This window comes from Rhizobium grahamii (genome assembly GCF_009498215.1).
Classification (GTDB): Bacteria; Pseudomonadota; Alphaproteobacteria; order Rhizobiales; family Rhizobiaceae; genus Rhizobium; species Rhizobium grahamii_A.
In genome coordinates this window covers 2,127,270-2,145,930 of the sequence record NZ_CP043498.1, presented here as the reverse complement: position 1 = coordinate 2,145,930, position 18,661 = coordinate 2,127,270, and the positions used below count along the sequence as shown (strand labels likewise).

Here is an 18,661-nt window from a genome sequence, read left to right as displayed (position 1 = left end):
TGGCCAGATGACGGGAAGAGGAAGAGAAGACATGGACACGAACACCCGCTCCCAAAACAAAGGCATGCCCGAGGCGGCGATCAAGTATCGCGCCTATCCGCAGGTCAACATTCCCGACCGTACATGGCCGACCAAGACGCTGACCAAGGCGCCGATCTGGTGTTCGGTTGATCTGCGCGATGGCAATCAGGCGCTGGTCGACCCGATGGGCCACGACCGCAAGGCCCGCATGTTCCAGCTGCTGCTCGACATGGGTTTCAAGGAAATCGAGATCGGTTTCCCGTCCGCGTCACAGACCGACTTCGATTTCGCGCGGTGGTGCGTCGAGCAGGGCAATGTGCCTGACGATGTCTCGCTGCAGGTACTGGTGCAGTGCCGCCCTGAATTGATCACGCGCACGTTCGAGGCGCTGGAAGGCGCAAACCGTCCGATCGTTCACTTCTACAACTCGACCAGCGAGCTGCAGCGTCGCGTGGTGTTCGCCAAGGACGTCCAGGGCATCAAGCAGATCGCCGTCGATGCGGCGAAGATGATCTCCGACATGGCGGCGAAGGCAGGCGGCGGCTACCGCTTCGAATACTCTCCGGAAAGCTTTACCGGCACCGAGCTCGACGTGGCATTGGACATCTGCAACGCCGTCATCGAGGTGATGAAGCCGACGCCTGACAACAAGCTGATCATCAACCTGCCGTCGACGGTCGAGATGGCGACGCCGAACGTCTATGCCGACCAGATCGAGTGGATGTGCCGCAATCTCGACAATCGCGAGAACCTGATCATTTCGCTGCATCCGCATAACGACCGCGGCACCGGCATCGCCGCCGCCGAACTGGCGCTGTTGGCCGGAGCGGACCGCGTCGAAGGCACGCTGTTCGGCAACGGCGAGCGCACCGGCAATGTCGATGTCGTCACCATGGCGCTGAACATGTTCACGCAGGGCGTCGATCCCGAGATCGACTGCTCCGACATCGTGCGCATGAAGGAAGTGTTCGAATATTCGAACCAGATGCCGATCGGCGAGCGCCATCCTTACGTCGGTGAACTGGTCTATACGGCTTTCTCCGGTTCGCATCAGGACGCCATCAACAAGGGCATGAAGGCGATCAAGGTCGCCAACCATCCGGTCTGGGAAGTGCCTTACCTGCCGATCGACCCGCAGGATGTCGGTCGCTCTTACGAGGCGATCATCCGCATCAACTCGCAGTCAGGCAAGGGCGGTATCGCCTATATCCTGCAGCAGGATTACGGCCTGAACCTGCCGCGCAACCTGCAGGTGGAGTATCGCGAGGAAATCCAGCGGATCACCGACGAAGAGGGCAAGGAACTGCCGTCAAAGCGGATTTACGAGCACTTCATCGAGCGCTACGTGACGCAGCCGAAGAGCCGCATCAAGTTCGTCGATCACCAGACCTTCGCCGATCCGGAGCACAAGGGCATTCGCGTGGTTTCCGCCGAGATCACCGACAATGGCGTGACGAAGACGATCGAAGGCCGCGGTAACGGTCCCATCGACGGCTTCATCAATGCGCTCTCGGATTATCTCGGGGTCGAGATGGCGGTGCAGGATTATTCCGAGCACTCGCTGCAGCACGGCTCTAACGCCTCGGCCATCTCCTATGTCGAGACGTCCTATCCCGGTGGCAAGCTCTTTGGCGCGGGAATCAGCACCAACATCGTCGGTGCCTCGCTGGAGGCGATCGTCTCTGCGGCCAACCGCGTGCTCGAGGTGAAGGCCGGAAAGGCCTGAGCGTAAGGACGTAGATAAGGCAGGCGCCGCAGCGGTGCCTGCCTGCTAGAGCTTTCGAAAGGCTCCAGAATCAGAGGGCCGTGGCGATCTGCATGGCGAGCTGACTGAGCGAGGCCTCCGAGGACGGGCCGACCAGAACGTAGGACGTTCCAGCATTGTGCCACGTCACCAGACCGATCTCGTCATGGATCGTTTCCCGAAAATCCTCGGTGTCGTCAGGCTGGGAGTCCTTGCGGAAACAGATCGTCGCGATATCGCCGTCGGAACTCGTGTAGATGAGCTGACCAACAGGGCGGCCGTCTCCCAACACAACGCGTGCGCCCTGGAAGGTCCAGCCGCTGGCGACGAGATCGGGAATGCGGAACGCAACGCCAACCGTCGACGTCAGCCAGCTCGAGATTTCTTCGGCCTGAAATGCCGGAACTTCGACGAGGTGGCGAGGCTGGCGCGAGATCAGCCTCTGATAGGCGACCACGTCCGTCAGCCATTCGCTTCCCGCGCCGGGTGTTTCGGTGACCTGCTGCGTGGATGTGTTGTTGCGGCTGTTTGCCGCGAAGTAGCCAATAGCGCAGCCGGCAATTAAAAGAATGATCGCGGCAGCCAGCGACTGCCGGCCCGTCGGCGCAAGCTTCAGCGAGGGGCGAGCCGAACGCGGCGCCAGCGGTGCCTTGGGTGGCTGCACGCTCTTGATGGAACGGACCAGCGCCAGTGGAACCGGCTCCTTCAGGACGTCGTCCAGTCTATGCCGGCCGAAGTCAGCGCCGTTGCGCATCTTGTCGTAGAGTCTTCTGGCGCCCTCATCGGCTGCGAGGCGTTCTTCCAGCTCTTGCTTCTGCTCCGGCGTCGTCTCCCCGTCGAGGAGGGCGGTCAATTGAGCGTCGAGCGGCAGTTTCTTGAAATCGAGCAAAACTCAGTACCTGTGCGGGTGTTCGTCGGCCAAGCTGGCGAAGTGCAGTTTGGCGAGGGCCAATTGCGAAACGATGATTGCGGCGGTGACGCCCATGATGTCGGCCGCCTGCTGGTAGGTGTGGCCCTCGACCACGACCAGCAGAAAGGCGCTGCAAATGCCCTCGGGCATTTCGGCAATCATTCGATGAATAGCGTCAGGATCGAGCGCTGATGTCCGTTCGCGTGCCTGACGGATATCCGTGACATTCGATCGTGACGCTGAATGCGGCCTGCGGCGGCGATTTTCCTCGGTCCACTGCTGGCGCAGCAGCCCGTAAACCCAGCTTTCCAGCCGGCCTTCGCCATTCCACTGGTTGCTGCGCGCGACCGCGCGTTGACAGGCGCCCTGGACGAGCTCATCGGCCCATGCTGCATCACCGGCAATCGCTATCGCAAACCGGCGCAGCCTGGGAAGCAACCCTACAAGGTCACGCCTGATATCGATTGTCGTCGCGGGTTGACGCATAGTCTTTCCAAAAGATGCGCGGGCGCCTGATTGTCGCCCGGCATGAAATCGCTTTTCCGGTCTCTGTGTCCTTTATGAAACAACTCGCCTATGCTTCGCAAGCACATGGCGCCTTATCTCACGGGTTCTTAAGGCATTTCTTCATTCAGCCCGCAGGTCCGGTCAGTAGGTGCGGTAGCCGTTCAGTGACTGAAGAAGCGAGCGGTATGCCCAGCTGTTCTCGCCGCCGCGATCACGGATCTCGACCAGCTGGACGCGCGCTCCCTGTACGTCTCCCTGTTCCATCAAAGCTTGTCCCATGTATGACCGCGCCAGAATATAATTGGCATCGGCCTGCAATGCCTTGCGGTAATACGACATTCCAAGCTCCATCCGGCCGGCCTTGCGATTGGCGTAACCTAGATAGTTGAGGATGCGAGGGTCATTCTGGTCAGATGCAAGCGTCAGGACGTTGATGGCGTTCTGGTATTGGCCCGCATAGGCAAACTCGCGCGCTGCCTTGTAGAGGTCGTCGTCGTTGAAGCTGCTCTTCTTGGGGGTGACGCATTCCTTGCGCTTCTTGTCCCAGATCTTGCCGTCCGCGCACTTCGTTGTCGTTTCGGTTTTCGGCGGCGGTTTCGTCTCGTCGCTCTCTTCTCCGGCGGCAAATGCCGGGGCGGAAAACGCGACAGTGATGCAGCCTGCGAGAAGGAGACCGCGGAACCGGCGAGGCATTGAATGCATGCTGAGACTCCCTTGGAAAACTGCGTCGATTTGAGAATTGTACGCCGAGATTGAGAAATACCAAGGGGGAAGTGCGCCGGCGCTGATGCGGCCGCCGCCATCTTCACAAAATGATTCAGCTTGCGGCGAAACTGATTCCGCCAACTCGCCTAAGTATCGAGAACGACGACGCTTTCCTGCTGAACATCGTCTCCGGTCACGTTAAGGCTGAAGCGCTCGGCCTTGAGTTTCCAGGCACCCGGCGAGCCGTCGATGCTGAAGAGGTTGTATGCAGCGGCCGGTTTGATGCCCCCAGGTCCCTGGGAGGCCGACGCGATGCCGACGACCGGAACTGGGCCGGTCTGTCCGCGCAGCCAGTGCAATGTGTTGAGGTGGGTGTGGCCGTGCAGGACGAGTTCCGCCCCACCGGTCGAGATCACCGCAGCGAAGCGACGTATGCCGATCATTCGCTTGTGAAAGGACGTTGCGCCACGGATCGGCGGATGATGGATCATCACGACGCGAAACAGGCCGGCCTCGCCGGCGGCGCGCAGCATGTTGACCGTATCACGCGCCTGCCGGCTTCCGAAGAAGCCGCTGGCGGCAAAGGGCGGTGTCGCGACTGCAGTGGAGCAGCCGACGATCGCGACCTTTCCGCGGATTCTGAGATAGGGGAAGATATGGCGATCTTCCTGCCATTCGTCGGGCGCAAGATCGCCGCGCACGTAGTCGTACCAGGCACGCATCGATTTTTCGTAGGCGCCGGGGACATAGGCATCATGGTTGCCGGGCACGACGGAATTGTCCCGGGGGTCGCCGAGTTCCTGCAGCCAGCTGGCGGCCGCGCGTATCTCGATGCCGCTTGCGAGGTTCACGAGATCGCCGGTCACCGCGAGATGATCGACCTCCCTAGCCCTGATATCGTCCAGCAAAACATCCAGCGTACCGCCGAAAAGATGCTTGCGCCGGTTCCGATGCCAGTTCACAAAGCCGGTAATGCGTTTGGAAAAGAGTTCGCGAATGGACAGCCGAGGCAGGGGGCCGAGGTGGACATCCGATATGTGTGCAAGCTTGAACATGTGTGCACACATAGCCCAGGATGATCGCAATTCAAACACATCTGCTTGAACGGATTGATAGAATTGGAAGTCGCGTGAAAGAGATCCGCCAGTGGCAATCACGATTGTTGATGCGCTTTGTCCATGTCTATTTCGCGATGACGCGCGGAATGACCGTCGGGGTCAGGGCTGCGTGCTTCGATGCGCAGGGGCGTATCTTCCTTGTTCGCCATAGCTACGTCCCCGGCTGGCACATGCCGGGCGGCGGGGTGGAGCGCAACGAAGTCGCACAGGAGGCGCTGGTCAAGGAGCTGCGGGAGGAGGGGAACCTGCGGATCGTCGGCCGGCCGGAGCTGTTCCACGTCTATTTCAACACGTCATCCAGCCGGCGCGACCATATCCTCTTTTATCGCGCGACGGTCGAGCAGACCGCGCCGCGCCCGCCGGATCGCGAGATCGTCGAATGCGGTTTCTTTCAACTCGACAACCTTCCTGCCGGAACGACATCGGCGACCCATCGCCGGATCGCCGAGCTGACGAGCGAGCACGAGCCCGCTCATATCTGGTAGTTCGCTGTTTGGTAGCCTCAGGCCGCGGCCTTCGCGCTGCGGCCATGCGGGCGATCGAGATCGAGCGCCGGTCCAACAGGCACGATTCCGGTCGGATTGATCGTCTTGTGGCTGCGGTAGTAGTGGTCCTTGATGTGACGGAAGTCCACCGTCTCCTTCACGCCTGATGTCTGGTAGAGGTCGCGCAGGTATCCCGACAGGTTCGGATAGTCGTCGATCCGGCGGATGTTGCACTTGAAGTGGCCGACATAGACGGGGTCGAAGCGCACGAGCGTCGTGAACAGGCGCCAATCCGCTTCCGTCAGGCGGTCGCCGAACAGGTACCTGCCTTTGCCCAGGCGATCTTCCAGCATGTCGAGCGTCTGAAAGAGCGTCGCGACACTTTCGGCATACGCATCCTGCGTCGTTGCAAAGCCTGCCTTATAGACGCCGTTGTTGACCGTGTCGTAGACGGTTGCGTTCAGATCATCGATCGCAGAGCGCAGATCGTTCGGATAGAAATCCACGGTCGAGCCGGTCAGATGATCGAAGGCGCTGTTGAACATGCGGATGATTTCGGCGGACTCGTTGTTGACGATCGTGCCTTTCTGCTTGTCCCACAAAACCGGCACGGTCACACGACCGGAGTAGTGCGGATCGGCTTTCACGTAGATCTCCCAGAGCGTCCTGGCGCCGAAGAGGCTATCGCCTGTCGCGCCGTCTCCGACCTTGAACTCCCAGCCGTTCTCCAGCATCAGCGGGTCGACGACAGAGACCGATATGAAATCTTCCAGCTTCTTCAGCTTGCGGAAGATGAGGGTCCGGTGCGCCCAGGGACAGGCGAGTGATACATAGAGATGATAGCGGCCTGCCTCTGCCTTGAAGCCCGCTTCGCCGGACGGACCCGCACTGCCGTCCGGGGTTATCCAATTGCGAAACTGGGAAGCCGCGCGCTTGAAATGCCCTTTCGTCTCCTTGGTGTCGTACCAGACGTCCTGCCATACTCCATCGACCAGCTTGCCCATCGGCTTAATCCTTCAATCTTCTGTTGAGCAACTAGATATCGCAGATGCGGATCTTTTGCAGGGCGGTAAAAATTGAACAGTGCGTCACGGCGCGCGGGTGTTCCGCGTTTTTCCATTGGACGAGCGAATTTTTTCCTGCTATCGGCCATTTCACATTTTTGGAACCGATTGATGTTTGCACCACGAAACCTGCGACGACGCTGATGCTCCCGAACGCCTAAGGGCGTGTTCGAGATCCTCTTTATTCGTCTATCCGGTTTCTGTCTCATCATGCACAAGCACGATCTGGTCTACCTCACTGAGGACGCGTCGCACGACGCCGCCATTGAACACATCAACGAAGAAGCATTTGGTCCCGGTCGGCATACACGTGCCGCCGCGCGGATTCGCGAGCAGGGGCCTCATGATCTGGCCCTCTCCTTCATCTGCGCTGACGACGGCGAGACGATCGCCTCGGTGCGAATGACGCCTGTCGTCGCCGGTGGGGTGCAAGGACATCTGCTGGGGCCGCTGGCCGTCCGTCCCTCGCACAAGAGCCGTGGTATCGGTCGCGAGCTGGTCCGGATCGCGGTGGAAGCTGCCCGGCGCAAGGGTTCGGAAGCCGTCATCCTAGTCGGAGATCCGCCCTATTACGGCCCGCTCGGCTTTGAGAAGGTTGCCTATAACGCACTGACGTTTCCTGGTCCTGTCGACCCGGCGCGCGTGCTTGTCGTGCCGCTTGCCGACGATGTTCATGCACGTCTCAAGGGAAATATCGGCTGGCGCGCATAGCACGCTTGCGCTAGAGCGCTTATGTACGGTTGTCGCGGGCTTCGGGAGCGACAGGGAGGATCGGCCGCGCTGGGGGAGAAAAATGGCTCGGATTTCGATGGACGAAGCGCTGGATCGGGCAGGGACCGGCGTATTTCAATGGCGGCTTCTCGGCGTGTTCGGCCTCGTCTGGGCGGCCGATGCCATGCAGGTTCTCGCGGTCGGGTTTACTGCGGCGTCGATTGCCGCGACATTCGGCCTCTCGGTGCCGCAAGCCCTGCAGACAGGTACGCTGTTCTTTCTCGGAATGCTGATCGGCGCGTTCGCCTTCGGTCGGATTGCCGACAGGATCGGGCGCCGGAAGGTGTTGATCCTGACGGTGGCTGCGGATGCGCTGTTCGGCGCGCTCTCGATTTTCGCGCCAAGCTTTCCCGTTCTGCTCGCCCTGCGTTTCTTCACCGGAATGGCTGTCGGCGGTACCTTGCCGGTCGACTATGCGATGATGGCGGAGTTCCTGCCGGCGAAAAGCCGCGGCCGCTGGCTGGTGGCGCTTGAGGGATTCTGGGCGATCGGCACGTTGATCGTGGCACTTGCCGCCTGGGCCGCAAGTGTCGCGGGCGTTGCCGACGCATGGCGCTATATTTTTGCTGTGACGGCGCTGCCGGCGCTCATCGGCCTGGTTCTGCGGCTGTTCGTGCCTGAATCACCGCTCTACCTGCTGCGGACCGGCCGGACGGACGAGGCCAAGACGATTGTGAACCGGATGATGGCCTTGAACGGCAGGACGCCGCTCGGCCCACAGGACGAAATCGTCTCTGTCCATTCACCGGTCTCCGAGGGATTGTTTTCGCCTGCGCTTCGTCGGCGCAGCATCCTCATCCTCGCGATCTGGTTTCTCGTGTCGGTCTCCTATTACGGCGTCTTTACCTGGATGCCGGCGAAGCTTTCGGGCGGCGGCTTCGGGTTCGTGCGCGGCTACGGCTTCCTGGTTTTTGTCGCGCTTGCACAGATCCCGGGCTATGCGCTGGCAGCCTACGGCGTGGAGCGTTGGGGTCGCCGGCCGACGCTTGTGGCGTTTTCGCTGCTTTCGGCCGCCGGCTGCCTGCTGTTCGTCGCGGCTACCAGCGATCTGCTGGTCGGCACTTCGCTGCTGCTGATGAGCTTCGCGCTGCTCGGCACCTGGGGCGCACTTTACGCCTATACGCCGGAGCTTTATCCGACTGCGTCGCGGGCAACGGGGATGGGAACTGCAGGCGCGATTGCAAGACTCGGTGGCCTCGTCGCGCCGTCCCTGATGACGCTGGTCGTTTCCGAAGGGCTCGGCATAGCGATCGGGCTTTTCGCCGGGTTCCTCGTTGCTGCCGCCATTGCCGCATTGGCAATCGATGCCGAGACGCGCCAGGTCTCCTTGAGCTGAGTGCTTACGAGAAACGCTTCTTCAGCCATGTAAGTGAGTGGCCGCCTGTCATCTCTTCCAGAGATCCGACGGGCTCATAGCCTTGGCGCTTGTAAACGCCGAGCGCGAGCGGGCTCATGGTGTCGATATAGGCGCCAACACAGCCGCGGCGTCGCGCTTCGTCTTCGGCCATCTGCAGGAGTCGTCCGGCGAGCCCCTGTCCGCGCATCTCTTCCGGCACGAACAGCATTTCCACGTATAGCCATCCGCGGGCAGTGTAGCCAACCAGTCCGCCTGAAAGCATGCCCGCATCGTCGCGCAACCGGATTGCCAGCTTCTGGCGATCGCTCTCTCCGAAATGCTCGATATTATAGGCGATCAGCCTGTCGGCAATCTGCTTCCTGTCCTTCTTGGACAGGACCTTGGTAACCTTGAGCTTTGGCGAAGGCATGAGAGAACGTCCGGGCGGTGTCTTAGAGACTAGCGGATATCAGAGTCCCCGAGGATGCGCAAAACCGTCAACGTCCTTCCCGCCACCACATGGCGCCGAATGCGAGGAGCAGGATGCCGACACCGGCAAAGCCGGCAAAAAGCGGCAAGGTGTTGATGCCCTTCAGTACGGTCTCGTTGGTCAGGCGAATCTGCATGCGCTCGTCGTCGCCGGTGCGAACCTGGCCGCGAACAGGCAGGATTGGCGGAATGGTGATCCCGTCCTTGCCATCCGAAACGCGTGCCACCAGTCCCTTGCTCTTGTCGGTGATCGGTTTCAGCAGGCTGCTGGTCGATATCATCGCCTTGAACTCGGGGGCATCGACGGCACCCACATGGACGAGTGTCGTGAGATCGCCGTTGCGGATTTCGAAGAGACCGATTTCATCCATCTTCTTGTCGGCCTTGAAGAGACCGGGTTCCGACTGCGTGAGCGGAAGTGTGTCGGTGCGACCGGAAGGATAGCGAACCTCCGCGCTTCCCGGATTGTCGCCGATCGTCTGGCGGGTGATCTCGAGCGTGCGGCCCGAGGCGCGCGCAGTCAGCGCTTCTTCTTCGAGCGCCGGCTCCTTCATCAGCCAGTGGGCGATCCGGCGGTAGAGCGAGACGTGGGGACCACCGCCTTCGAAGCCCCGGGCCCAGAGCCAGCCCTGGTCGGACAGCAGCATGGCGACGCGGCCCTGGCCGGCGCGGTTCAGCACGAGCAGGGGATGGTTGTCGGCGCCGACCATCACCGTCTGTCCCTGCGGCGGCTCGACATCGACACTGCGGAACCAGCGTCCCCAATGCGGCGGCTCGTCGCCGGAGCCGTCGAGGCCGCGCGTAACCGGATGTTTCTTGCCCTCGTCCGAGAGGCGGGGATAGAAGGCCTTCTCGATCATCTGGCCCGTGGGCGCTGCCGGCAGGACCGACGAGAGCGGCGTCAATGCAATGGAGTCCTGTCCGGCATGCTCGGGGCCTGCCGCGATCAGAAGAGCGCCGCCGTTTTCGACGTATTGGGCGATGTAGTCGTAGTAGAGGATCGGCAGCACGCCGCGGTGCTGATAGCGATCGAAGATGATGAGGTCGAAATCCTTGATCTTGTCGACGAACAGTTCGCGCGTCGGGAATGCGATCAGCGACAGCTCGTTGATCGGCGTGCCATCCTGCTTTTCCGGCGGGCGCAGGATCGTGAAGTGCACGAGGTCGACTGCGGCATCGGACTTCAAAAGATTGCGCCAGGCCCGCTCGCCGGCGTGCGGTTCGCCGGAGACGAGAAGAACGCGGAGGTTTTCGCGGATGCCATCGATGACGTGGACGGCGCGGTTGTTTGCGTCCGTCACTTCTCCCGGAAGCGGCGCGACGGAAAATTCGAGCACATTGCTGCCGCCACGCTCGACCTTGAACGAGAAGGGCGTGTCGCGCCCGGGCGTCGCCTGCAGCGTGGCGATCTCGTCGCCGTTCAGCTTGACGGTGACATTGGCCGTTCCGCCGGGGCTGGGGCCATCATCGAACACCCGCAGGATCAGCTGCTGTTCCTCGTTGACGATCCCGAAGCGTGGCGCCTTGATGACTTCGATGCGGCGATCAAACTCGTTGGCCTTGCCGGTGATCAGCCCGTGAATGGGAGCGTCGAAGCCGAGTGCCTGGTTGACGCCGGGAACGTCGTGGACTTCGCCATCAGTCAGCATGATCGCGCCGCCGATACGCGCCGGCGGCACGTCGGCGACGGCGGCTGAAAGCGCGTTGAACAGGCGGGTGGACGGAGCGTCGGACTCTTCCGGTTCCGTTGCATCGACATAACGCGGCTCGATGTTCGGGAAGCGGGCCAATCGATCCTTGAGCTGTGCCAGCGCGTCGTTGGTCATCTTGACGCGTTCCGGTGTCTGCTGGCTCTGGCTGCGGTCGACGATGACGGGCACGACGGTCGACAGCTGTTCGCGATCCTCCTGCAGCAGTAGCGGATTGGCGAGGGCGGCCAGGAGCGCCAGCGCCGCAATGCTGCGGATCCAGGCGCCGCGAACGGACCGCCAGATCGCGAAGGCCGCAAAGGCGAGCACGACAACGGCGATCACCGAAAGGATCGGCCAGGGAATGAAGGGCGAGAAATCGACTGTCATAAAACTACTGCCCAGTCTTTCCAGCAGGGCAGGTACGTGTACCTGGTCCGTCTTGTAGTTGCCGGTCAGCATATACATCATGATGTTGACGCCGGTTCGATAGGCATATTCGCGCTGTGTCTCATCTGGCGGCACTGTCGGCAGCAGCGGCGCACCGTTGTCGTCCACCGCCCAGGCGCCCGCGAAATCATTGCCGGTAATCAGGATGGGGGAAACACCGTCGGCCGTCGCCGCGGACTTGGCGTTTGCAGAACGGTTGTCCTGCCGCGCCTCGATCCAGAGCGGGCTGCCGGCATAGCGACCCGGGAAGCTCGACAGGAGATAGAACGATTTTGTCAGCACGTGGTCCGAGGGGACCGGCTCCAGCGGCGGTATATCAAGCCCGGCGAGAATCTGCTGCAGGCGCTCGCCATTGGCGCTGCTTGCACCGGCATTGTTGTCGAGGGCGTTGAACTGATCCTTCGTATCGAACAGCACGGTTCCGCCCGAGCGCATATAGGCGTCGATCTTGTTGATCGCCGCGGCTGACGGCATCGGAGCGGTCGCCGACACCGGCCAGTAGATGATCGGGTAGAATGCGAGCTCGTCCTTGGCGAGATCGAGGCCGACAGGGGGCGCCGGTTCGAGCGTCGTGCGGTAGGTCAGGAAATCGGTCAGGCCTTCCAGCCCACGCTCGGAAATCCGGTCGATCTCGGCTTCACCGGTGACGACATAGGCGAGGTGGGTGTTATCGAGACGCTGCAGGATCTGCTCGTCGCCCGGCTTGGAATCGTCGGCCCAGGAAGAGGACGGATGTACGAGCGCAAGCGCGCCGAACGCAACGGCCAGCACGGCAGCGGCGCGGCTGGCGCCACGAACGCGCGAGAAGGCGCCGCCCATGAACATCACGATTAGGCTGTCCAAGACCAGCAGCAGCAGGGCGATCAGGAACAAGGCGGGTTTCGCGGACCACGTCTCGCCGCCGATCAGGCCCTCGCGAACCAGCGTGACCCCTGACGTATCGAGTGGCTTCAGTTCGGCGTTTGCCGGCAGCACGTTCAACGCGGTGAAGCCTTCTTCCGACCCGTAGAGGCCCGGCGGATTGTCAAAGCTGGCGAGCGGTGTGGTCTTGGCGTTCGGGATCAACGGGCGAGCGGCGCCGGTTTCCGTCGTCAGGGCGCCCTTGGCTGTCAGAAGGCGGAACGGCGATAGCGCTTCAGCGGTGCTTGCAGCACCTGTCTCCGAGGTCACTCCACCGGATCTCGACAGCTGCACGATCCGCCGCAGCATCTCGACGAAGTTTCCCGATATCGGCAGGTCGGACCAAGTTGCTTCGGCGCTGACGTGGAAGAGAACGATACGTCCGGCGTTGATCGGCTTTGTGGTCACCAGCGGCGTGCCATCGGCAAGGCTTGCCCAGGTGCGTTCGGCCAGATCCGGCGTCGGCTCCGCGAGCACCTGCCGCTTGACGGTCACATCAGTCGGCTTTGCCATGCCCGCGAATGGGCCGAAGTTCGGGAAGTCAGCGAGCGGCTGGGGTTCGGCCCAGGAAAGGGCGCCGCCGAGCGCGCGTTCGCCCTGGCGCAGCGTGACGGGAACGAGCGGATCGTCGGCGGGAGCTGCGGCGAGGCGCGGTCCGGCAAAGCGGATGAGCGTGCCGCCATTGGCGATCCAGCGCTGCAGCGGCTCGTAGGTCTCCTGCGGCAGCCGGCCGATATCGGCCATGATGATGACCGAGGGGTTCTGCGAGAGCAAATCCGGGATCGCGGTCGCAAGATCAGGCGAGTTCGGTTCGATCAGATCGGCATACGGCTGAAGCGCACGCTGGATGTAATAGAGCGGCGATAGCAGCGGCTGGAAATCGTCGCGTGCTTCGCCCGAGAGCAGCACGACGCGACGGCGCTTGAAGCCATCGTCGAGCAGATGCACGGCTCCTGCCGTCGCATGATTGTCGATGCTGACGCGGGCGAAGTCGTTGCGCATTTCGAAGGGGGCGGCGATGGAGCCTGTCGCGACCGACTGGCCGGGTTGAAAGTCAACCGTTCCAGCCGCGATCGGCCGGCCCTGCGCGTCCTGCGCCGTCAACGGCAGGGACGCGGCCAGCGCGCTGTCGAGGCGCGTCGCCGTCACGCTCATGGAGTCCGCGGCGTTGCCTGCTGCAGTGATGGCGACCGTGTCTTTCTCGTCGCCGGTCACCAGACGCAACTGGCCGGGCTGCAGGTCGGAGAGCTGTTTCACCGTCGCATCCGCGTCTTTCGAGGCGGCACCATCAGTCAGAAACGCGAGGGTGCCAGGGTGAACACCATTCAATGCCGCACGCAGGGCTTCGAATGCACGCTGACGATCCGGCACGAGAGGCTTCGGCTCCGCAGCGCGTAGCTTGTCCCTTGCAACAGCTGCGGTTCCGGCCACGGCGTCGTTGGTCGGATCGGCCGTGAAGGCGATCGAAACCGGGATGCCGGCGGATTCCGCATCGTCTATCAGCGCATCGGCTGTCTTGACGCGACGTTCCCAGTCCGGAGAGGTGGCCCAGCCATTATCGACGAACAAGACAAGCGGGCCGCCTGCTGCAAGCGAGCTGGTGCGCGGATTGAAGACGGGGTCGGCGATCGCAAGGATTACGGCGGCCGCCATCAGCATGCGCAGCAATGTCAGCCACCATGGGCTTTGAGCCGGGGTTTCCTCCCGCTTGAGAACGGTGGCCAGGATCTTCAGGGGCGGGAAGACTTCGCTTTGCGGCCGCGGGGGCGTCAGGCGGAGCAGCCACCAGATGATCGGCAGCGCGATCAGCGCGCCGAGAATGGCCGGATAGGCGAAAGCGAAGGGGAGTGCGCTCATAGTTGCCCTCCGTGAGTTGCCTTGGCCGGCATTCCGGAAAGGTACATGTGCACCGCGACCAGCGCCTCGGACGCAAGATGGTCCGTGCGATGGCTTGTAAAGGTCCAGCCAAGATGGCGAAGCGCCTCGCCGAGACCGGCGCGGCGGGAAAGATACGCATTTGTGTACGCTTCGCGCAGGCTCTCGGCTCGGCCCGAGGTGAGCTTCGATCCGGTCTCGGGATCGGTGAACTCGGTGCGGCCGCTATAGGGAAACACTTCCTCGGCGGGATCGGCAATCTCGATGACGTGCCCACGCAGACCGCGGCGAGCCAACGGGCCGATGCGCGCCATCACGGCCTGAGCCTCGTCGAGGAAGTCGCCGATCAGAACCAGATCGCTCCAACCGCGGATCATGGCGGTATCCGGGAGACCGCCAGCGAGCGGCGCATGCATAAGGGCTGTGGCGAGACGTTCTGCGGCGTTGCGCGCGGACACGGGCTCCATCACGCCGGGGCAGCCGACGCGCTCACCCGAGCGGGCGAGGATTTCGGCAAGGGCGAGCATGATGACGAGCGCGCGGCTCTCCTTCGACACGTTGCCGAAGCTCGATTTGTACATCATGGACGGCGACATGTCGGCCCAGAGCCAGATGGTATGGGCCGCTTCCCATTCGCGGTCGCGGATGTAGGTGTGATCGTCCCGGGCGGAACGCCGCCAGTCGATCCGCGAGAGGCTTTCGCCGTCCGTATAGGGGCGGAACTGCCAGAAATTCTCACCGATGCCGCGTTTGCGGCGACCATGCCAGCCGGCAATGACAGTATTTGCAATGCGCTTGGCTTCCACCAGGCAATCCGGCACCAGGCTCGCGCGTTGGCGTGCGCGGGCTAGGGCATCGTTGCCTGAGGTCGGATTAACGATCTGTCCGATAGGTGCCACGCGTCAGGCTTCCTTATCCCTTGGCTTGCTTGACGAGGTCGGCGATGACATCGCGGACGGACATTCCCTCTGCGCGAGCCGCAAAGGTCAGCGCCATGCGATGCTGAAGAATGGGTTCGGCCAAGGCGTAAACGTCGTCGAGGGACGGGGCGAGGCGGCCTTCGTAAAGCGCTCGGGCTCGCGCGCAGAGCATCATCGCCTGGCCGGCACGCGGGCCTGGACCCCATGCGACATTCTTGTCCGTCGATTGATTGCCCTGGCCGGGACGGGCGGAGCGCACCAGTGCGAGGATCGCGTCGACCACCCGATCGCTGACCGGCATCTGGCGGATCAGCGTCTGAATCTCGACAAGCCGTTCCGCGTTCAGGACGGATTGCGGCTTGGTCTCGCTGAGGCCGGTTGTTTCCAGCAGGATCTGACGTTCCGCAGCCAACTCGGGATAGTGGACGTCGACCTGGAGCAGGAAGCGGTCGAGCTGGGCTTCCGGCAGCGGATAGGTGCCTTCCTGCTCGAGCGGGTTCTGCGTAGCAAGAACGTGGAAGGGCGAGGGCAGGTCGTAGCGCTGGCCGGCCACGGTGATGTGGTACTCCTGCATCGACTGCAGCAGGGCGGACTGGGTGCGCGGCGAGGCGCGGTTGATTTCGTCGGCCATCAGCAGCTGGGCGAACACCGGCCCCTTGACGAAGCGGAAGGACCGACGACCGCTGTCGTCCTGATCCATCACTTCGGAACCGAGAATATCGGAGGGCATGAGGTCGGGGGTGAACTGAATTCGGTTGGCGCCGAGCCCGAGCACCTCGCCGAGCGTGGTCACCAGCTTGGTCTTGGCAAGGCCCGGCACGCCGACAAGCAGAGCATGCCCGCCCGAAAGGAGGGCTAGCAGGGTATTCTCGACGACGCTTTCCTGGCCGAAGATGACCTTCGAGACCTCCGCGCGGACGGCGGCGATGTCGGCAAGTGCTTTTTCGGCCGCAGCGACGATCGCCTTCTCATCAAGCGGGGCTTCGGTCTTTATCATACCCATCAGGCATCTCCAGCGGCTGAAATCACTCGTCGCGAATCGACGGACTTACACGTCTCACCCATACCCGATAGAGTTATGAAGATGTTGCGGGCTGACAAGTTCGTTTCGAATGACTATCTCGTGACGATACTTGAGTTAAGAGTAAACCGGGACGGAAGAATGGCAGCCGGAGAGATCAGCGAAAAGACGGATGCGGCCGGTCTGGCTGCCCTGATTGCGCGCGCTGCCGGCGACGGTGGCGAGGGAAAACGCGGGCTTCCGCCGGTGGATCGCTGGAATCCGCCCTTCTGCGGCGACATCGACATGGAAATTCGCGCCGACGGAACCTGGTTCTACATGGGGACGCCGATCGGCCGCGCGCCGCTGGTTCGGCTTTTCTCGACGGTGCTGCGCAAGGATGACGACGGCAAGACATACCTGGTAACTCCTGTGGAAAAAGTAGGGATTAGGGTCGCCGATGCGCCATTCCTTGCCGTCGAGATGAACCTGTCCGAACGCGATGGAGAGCCGCTGCTGACCTTCCGCACGAATGTCGGCGACGTCGTGGAGGCGGGAGAAGAGCACCCGCTTCGCTTCGTAATCCAGGGCGAGCACGATGAGCTCAAGCCTTATCTGTTGGTCCGCGGGCGTTTGGAAGCGCTCGTTTCTCGGGCCGTGATGTATGAACTGGTCGAGCTCGGCGAGGTTTGCGACGTGGACGGGGTGGAGATGTTCTGCATTCGCTCCGGCGGCCGACGCTTTGCCGTCATGCCGGCCGAGGAACTGGGTGCCCTTTCACGATGACCGACCGTCCTTCCCTTTACACAGCGGCGGAATTTCGCCGCCGCGCGCTTCATCAGAACGGCGGACCGATTGAATCGTCCTGGCGCGACCATGGCGATCACATCCTCAATCCAGACATCGTGGAACAGGTCGCGACCTTCAAGCTGCGCGATGCCGCGGTGCTTGTGCCGGTGATTGATGACGGCGACCGGGCGAGCGTGATCTTTACCCAGAGGACCGCAACGCTGCGCAAGCATTCGGGGCAGATCGCCTTTCCCGGCGGCAAGATCGATGAGGTCGATCGCTCGCCGGAGCAGGCGGCGATCCGTGAGACCAGGGAAGAGATCGGTCTGGACGATACGTTCGTGGAGACGGTCGGGCGGCTGCCGAACTACCTTGCCTCGACGGGGTTTCGCATAACGCCCGTGCTTGCGGTTGTTCGACGCGGTTTCGAACTGCACCTTAATCCGAGTGAAGTCGACGATGTGTTCGAGGTGCCGCTGTCCTTCCTGATGGATCCTGCCAATCACACCAGGGACAAGCGGATGATTGACGGGCTGGACCGGCACTTCTACCGCATGCCCTATGAAACACGGATGATTTGGGGCATTACCGCCGGCATTGTCCGCACGCTTTACGAAAGGCTTTACGCATGACCAACCTTGCTGACGAGGCATGGTTCAAGGATAACTCGCTGAAACGGGCATTTGACCTGCTCAATGCGGACGGAGGCGAGGGCCGCGTGGTGGGCGGTGCGGTGCGCAACAGCCTGATGGGCTTGCCGGTCAGCGATATCGACATGGCAACGACGCTGACGCCCGATGTTGTGATGAAACGTGCCGAGGCGGCGGCGATCAAGGCTGTTCCGACGGGCCTTGCCCATGGAACGGTCACGCTTGTCATCTCCGGCAAGCCGTTTGAAGTCACCACGCTTCGTGCGGATGTCGAGACGGACGGGCGACGTGCGAAGGTGGCGTTCAGCAACGATTGGCGCACCGACGCGGAGCGGCGGGATCTGACGATCAACGCGCTTTACGTGGATGCGGAAGGCGAGGTGATCGACCTCGTCGGCGGGCTTGCGGATATCGAGAAGCGCAACATCCGCTTTATCGGCGATGCGCCGACCCGGATCGCCGAGGACTATCTGCGCGTCCTGCGGTTCTTCCGGTTTTTTGCCTATTACGGTTCGGGACGACCGGACGCCGAGGGGCTGAGGGCTTCCGCGGCAGCACGCGCCAAGCTGAAGACGCTGTCGGCCGAGCGGGTCTGGTCGGAACTGCGAAAGCTGCTTTCGGCATCCGATCCGGGCCGTGCCCTGCTCTGGATGCGTCAGATGGGCGTTCTGACCGAAATATTGCCGGAAAGCGAGAAATGGGGGATCGACTCAATCCCCGCACTGATTGCGACGGAGGTGGCGCTTGATTGGACACCGGATCCGCTGCTTCGGCTTGCGGCGATCGTGCCGCCCGATGTCGACAGGATCGGAAAGATGGCGGCGAGGCTGCGGCTGTCGAACGCGGATGCCGATGTTCTCAAAACATGGGCACGAACACAGCCCGTCGATGACGAACTGTCATCGGCCGCGTTCGATCGCTTGCTTTACCGGGAAGGAACGTCGGGAATTGCCATGCGTCTCAAGCTCGCGCTTGCGGTCGCGAGAGGCAAAGCCGAGGGGGATGTCAAGGAAATGGCACGCTCGGCGCGGCTCGGAAAACTGCTGGATCACGTCCAGCGTTGGCAGAAGCCCAGTTTTCCTATCAGTGGCGGCGATGTGCTCGTTGCCGGCGTCGAGCCAGGAAAGCTGGTCGGCGAAAAGCTGTCGATGCTCGAAAAGGAGTGGATCGACGGCAATTTCAGACAGGACCGGGCGGCGTTGCTCGCCCGGCTGAGTGATGTGATCAAGGATAACTAGG

At 62.2% G+C, this 18,661-nt stretch carries 16 protein-coding genes and 1 pseudogene; 7 read left to right on the top strand and 10 right to left on the bottom strand.

Going from position 1 to position 18,661, the window contains the following annotated elements; all coding sequences use genetic code 11:
- Window positions 1-31 precede the first annotated feature (31 nt).
- Window positions 32-1,747, top strand: coding sequence for a 2-isopropylmalate synthase (gene leuA / locus FZ934_RS10445; protein WP_153271013.1), 1,716 nt, complete (start codon window positions 32-34; stop codon window positions 1,745-1,747).
- Window positions 1,748-1,817: 70 nt separating this feature from the next.
- Here the strand turns inward: leuA and FZ934_RS10440 are convergent, their stop codons facing one another.
- From FZ934_RS10440 to FZ934_RS10425, 4 genes are all read right to left on the bottom strand, one after another.
- Window positions 1,818-2,654 (bottom strand): anti-sigma factor family protein, encoded by an 837-nt coding sequence (locus FZ934_RS10440; protein WP_153271012.1) that lies wholly within the window; start codon window positions 2,652-2,654, stop codon window positions 1,818-1,820.
- 3 nt (window positions 2,655-2,657) lie between these two features.
- Complete coding sequence (locus FZ934_RS10435; RefSeq protein ID WP_153271011.1) at window positions 2,658-3,161, bottom strand: RNA polymerase sigma factor; 504 nt, start codon at window positions 3,159-3,161, stop codon at window positions 2,658-2,660.
- A gap of 162 nt (window positions 3,162-3,323) precedes the next feature.
- A complete protein-coding gene (locus FZ934_RS10430; RefSeq protein WP_246737887.1) occupies window positions 3,324-3,875 on the bottom strand; it encodes a tetratricopeptide repeat protein in 552 nt (183 codons plus the stop codon).
- Between the two features lie 158 nt (window positions 3,876-4,033).
- The gene (locus FZ934_RS10425; protein ID WP_432443579.1) at window positions 4,034-4,942 is read right to left on the bottom strand and encodes a metallophosphoesterase family protein; all 909 of its coding nucleotides are present in this window, start codon (window positions 4,940-4,942) and stop codon (window positions 4,034-4,036) included.
- 110 nt (window positions 4,943-5,052) lie between these two features.
- Between FZ934_RS10425 and FZ934_RS10420 the strand changes: the two genes are divergently transcribed.
- Entirely contained in the window at window positions 5,053-5,490 is a 438-nt protein-coding gene (locus FZ934_RS10420) for an NUDIX domain-containing protein (protein ID WP_153272418.1), read from the top strand.
- A gap of 17 nt (window positions 5,491-5,507) precedes the next feature.
- Here FZ934_RS10420 and FZ934_RS10415 read toward each other — a convergent pair whose 3' ends face one another.
- Window positions 5,508-6,494: a glutathione S-transferase family protein gene (locus FZ934_RS10415; protein ID WP_153271009.1), complete on the bottom strand. Its 987-nt coding sequence runs from the start codon at window positions 6,492-6,494 to the stop codon at window positions 5,508-5,510.
- A gap of 270 nt (window positions 6,495-6,764) precedes the next feature.
- Here FZ934_RS10415 and FZ934_RS10410 point away from each other — a divergent pair, with 270 nt between their 5' ends.
- Together FZ934_RS10410 and FZ934_RS10405 are read left to right on the top strand one after the other, a co-directional pair.
- Window positions 6,765-7,265 carry a GNAT family N-acetyltransferase gene (locus tag FZ934_RS10410; RefSeq protein ID WP_113363140.1) on the top strand — a complete coding sequence of 167 codons (501 nt, stop codon included), beginning with the start codon at window positions 6,765-6,767 and terminating at the stop codon, window positions 7,263-7,265.
- An 82-nt stretch (window positions 7,266-7,347) separates the two neighbouring features.
- Entirely contained in the window at window positions 7,348-8,661 is a 1,314-nt protein-coding gene (locus FZ934_RS10405) for an MFS transporter (protein WP_153271008.1), read from the top strand.
- Between the two features lie 4 nt (window positions 8,662-8,665).
- Here the strand turns inward: FZ934_RS10405 and FZ934_RS10400 are convergent, their stop codons facing one another.
- The 5 genes and pseudogenes from FZ934_RS10400 to FZ934_RS10380 all read right to left on the bottom strand — a co-directional run bounded on the left by FZ934_RS10400 (window position 8,666) and on the right by FZ934_RS10380 (window position 15,986).
- On the bottom strand, window positions 8,666-9,091 hold the full coding sequence (locus FZ934_RS10400) for a GNAT family N-acetyltransferase (protein WP_153271007.1): 426 nt from the start codon (window positions 9,089-9,091) through the stop codon (window positions 8,666-8,668).
- A gap of 67 nt (window positions 9,092-9,158) precedes the next feature.
- Window positions 9,159-11,228, bottom strand: a complete 2,070-nt coding sequence (locus FZ934_RS10395; RefSeq protein WP_153272417.1) for a hypothetical protein — start codon at window positions 11,226-11,228, stop codon at window positions 9,159-9,161.
- 78 nt (window positions 11,229-11,306) lie between these two features.
- Window positions 11,307-14,045 (bottom strand): annotated as a pseudogene (locus FZ934_RS10390) (DUF4159 domain-containing protein); the annotation flags it as partial.
- On the bottom strand, window positions 14,042-14,962 hold the full coding sequence (locus FZ934_RS10385) for a DUF58 domain-containing protein (protein WP_153271006.1): 921 nt from the start codon (window positions 14,960-14,962) through the stop codon (window positions 14,042-14,044). The pseudogene FZ934_RS10390 and the gene FZ934_RS10385, both read right to left, overlap by 4 nt.
- Before the next feature lie 13 nt (window positions 14,963-14,975).
- Window positions 14,976-15,986, bottom strand: coding sequence for an AAA family ATPase (locus FZ934_RS10380; RefSeq protein ID WP_153271005.1), 1,011 nt, complete (start codon window positions 15,984-15,986; stop codon window positions 14,976-14,978).
- Between the two features lie 159 nt (window positions 15,987-16,145).
- Here FZ934_RS10380 and FZ934_RS10375 point away from each other — a divergent pair, with 159 nt between their 5' ends.
- From FZ934_RS10375 to FZ934_RS10365, 3 genes are read left to right on the top strand one after another with little or no spacing between them, the layout of a single operon-like run.
- A complete protein-coding gene (locus tag FZ934_RS10375) occupies window positions 16,146-16,769 on the top strand; it encodes a DUF1285 domain-containing protein (protein WP_153271004.1) in 624 nt (207 codons plus the stop codon).
- Window positions 16,766-17,404 (top strand): CoA pyrophosphatase, encoded by a 639-nt coding sequence (locus FZ934_RS10370; RefSeq protein WP_153271003.1) that lies wholly within the window; start codon window positions 16,766-16,768, stop codon window positions 17,402-17,404. The genes FZ934_RS10375 and FZ934_RS10370 overlap by 4 nt, the downstream gene beginning before the upstream one ends.
- Entirely contained in the window at window positions 17,401-18,660 is a 1,260-nt protein-coding gene (locus tag FZ934_RS10365) for a CCA tRNA nucleotidyltransferase (protein WP_153271002.1), read from the top strand. The genes FZ934_RS10370 and FZ934_RS10365 overlap by 4 nt, the downstream gene beginning before the upstream one ends.
- The last annotated feature ends 1 nt before the right edge of the window (window position 18,661 follow it).

Coding starts and splice junctions, on each gene's coding strand:
- leuA (WP_153271013.1), top strand. CDS start 32: ATGGACACGAACACCCGCTCCCAAAACAAAGGCATGCCCGAGGCGGCG.
- FZ934_RS10435 (WP_153271011.1), bottom strand. CDS start 3,161: ATGCGTCAACCCGCGACGACAATCGATATCAGGCGTGACCTTGTAGGG.
- FZ934_RS10430 (WP_246737887.1), bottom strand. CDS start 3,875: ATGCCTCGCCGGTTCCGCGGTCTCCTTCTCGCAGGCTGCATCACTGTC.
- FZ934_RS10425 (WP_432443579.1), bottom strand. CDS start 4,942: ATGTTCAAGCTTGCACACATATCGGATGTCCACCTCGGCCCCCTGCCT.
- FZ934_RS10420 (WP_153272418.1), top strand. CDS start 5,053: ATGCGCTTTGTCCATGTCTATTTCGCGATGACGCGCGGAATGACCGTC.
- FZ934_RS10415 (WP_153271009.1), bottom strand. CDS start 6,494: ATGGGCAAGCTGGTCGATGGAGTATGGCAGGACGTCTGGTACGACACC.
- FZ934_RS10410 (WP_113363140.1), top strand. CDS start 6,765: ATGCACAAGCACGATCTGGTCTACCTCACTGAGGACGCGTCGCACGAC.
- FZ934_RS10405 (WP_153271008.1), top strand. CDS start 7,348: ATGGCTCGGATTTCGATGGACGAAGCGCTGGATCGGGCAGGGACCGGC.
- FZ934_RS10400 (WP_153271007.1), bottom strand. CDS start 9,091: ATGCCTTCGCCAAAGCTCAAGGTTACCAAGGTCCTGTCCAAGAAGGAC.
- FZ934_RS10395 (WP_153272417.1), bottom strand. CDS start 11,228: ATGACAGTCGATTTCTCGCCCTTCATTCCCTGGCCGATCCTTTCGGTG.
- FZ934_RS10380 (WP_153271005.1), bottom strand. CDS start 15,986: ATGGGTATGATAAAGACCGAAGCCCCGCTTGATGAGAAGGCGATCGTC.
- FZ934_RS10375 (WP_153271004.1), top strand. CDS start 16,146: ATGGCAGCCGGAGAGATCAGCGAAAAGACGGATGCGGCCGGTCTGGCT.
- FZ934_RS10370 (WP_153271003.1), top strand. CDS start 16,766: ATGACCGACCGTCCTTCCCTTTACACAGCGGCGGAATTTCGCCGCCGC.
- FZ934_RS10365 (WP_153271002.1), top strand. CDS start 17,401: ATGACCAACCTTGCTGACGAGGCATGGTTCAAGGATAACTCGCTGAAA.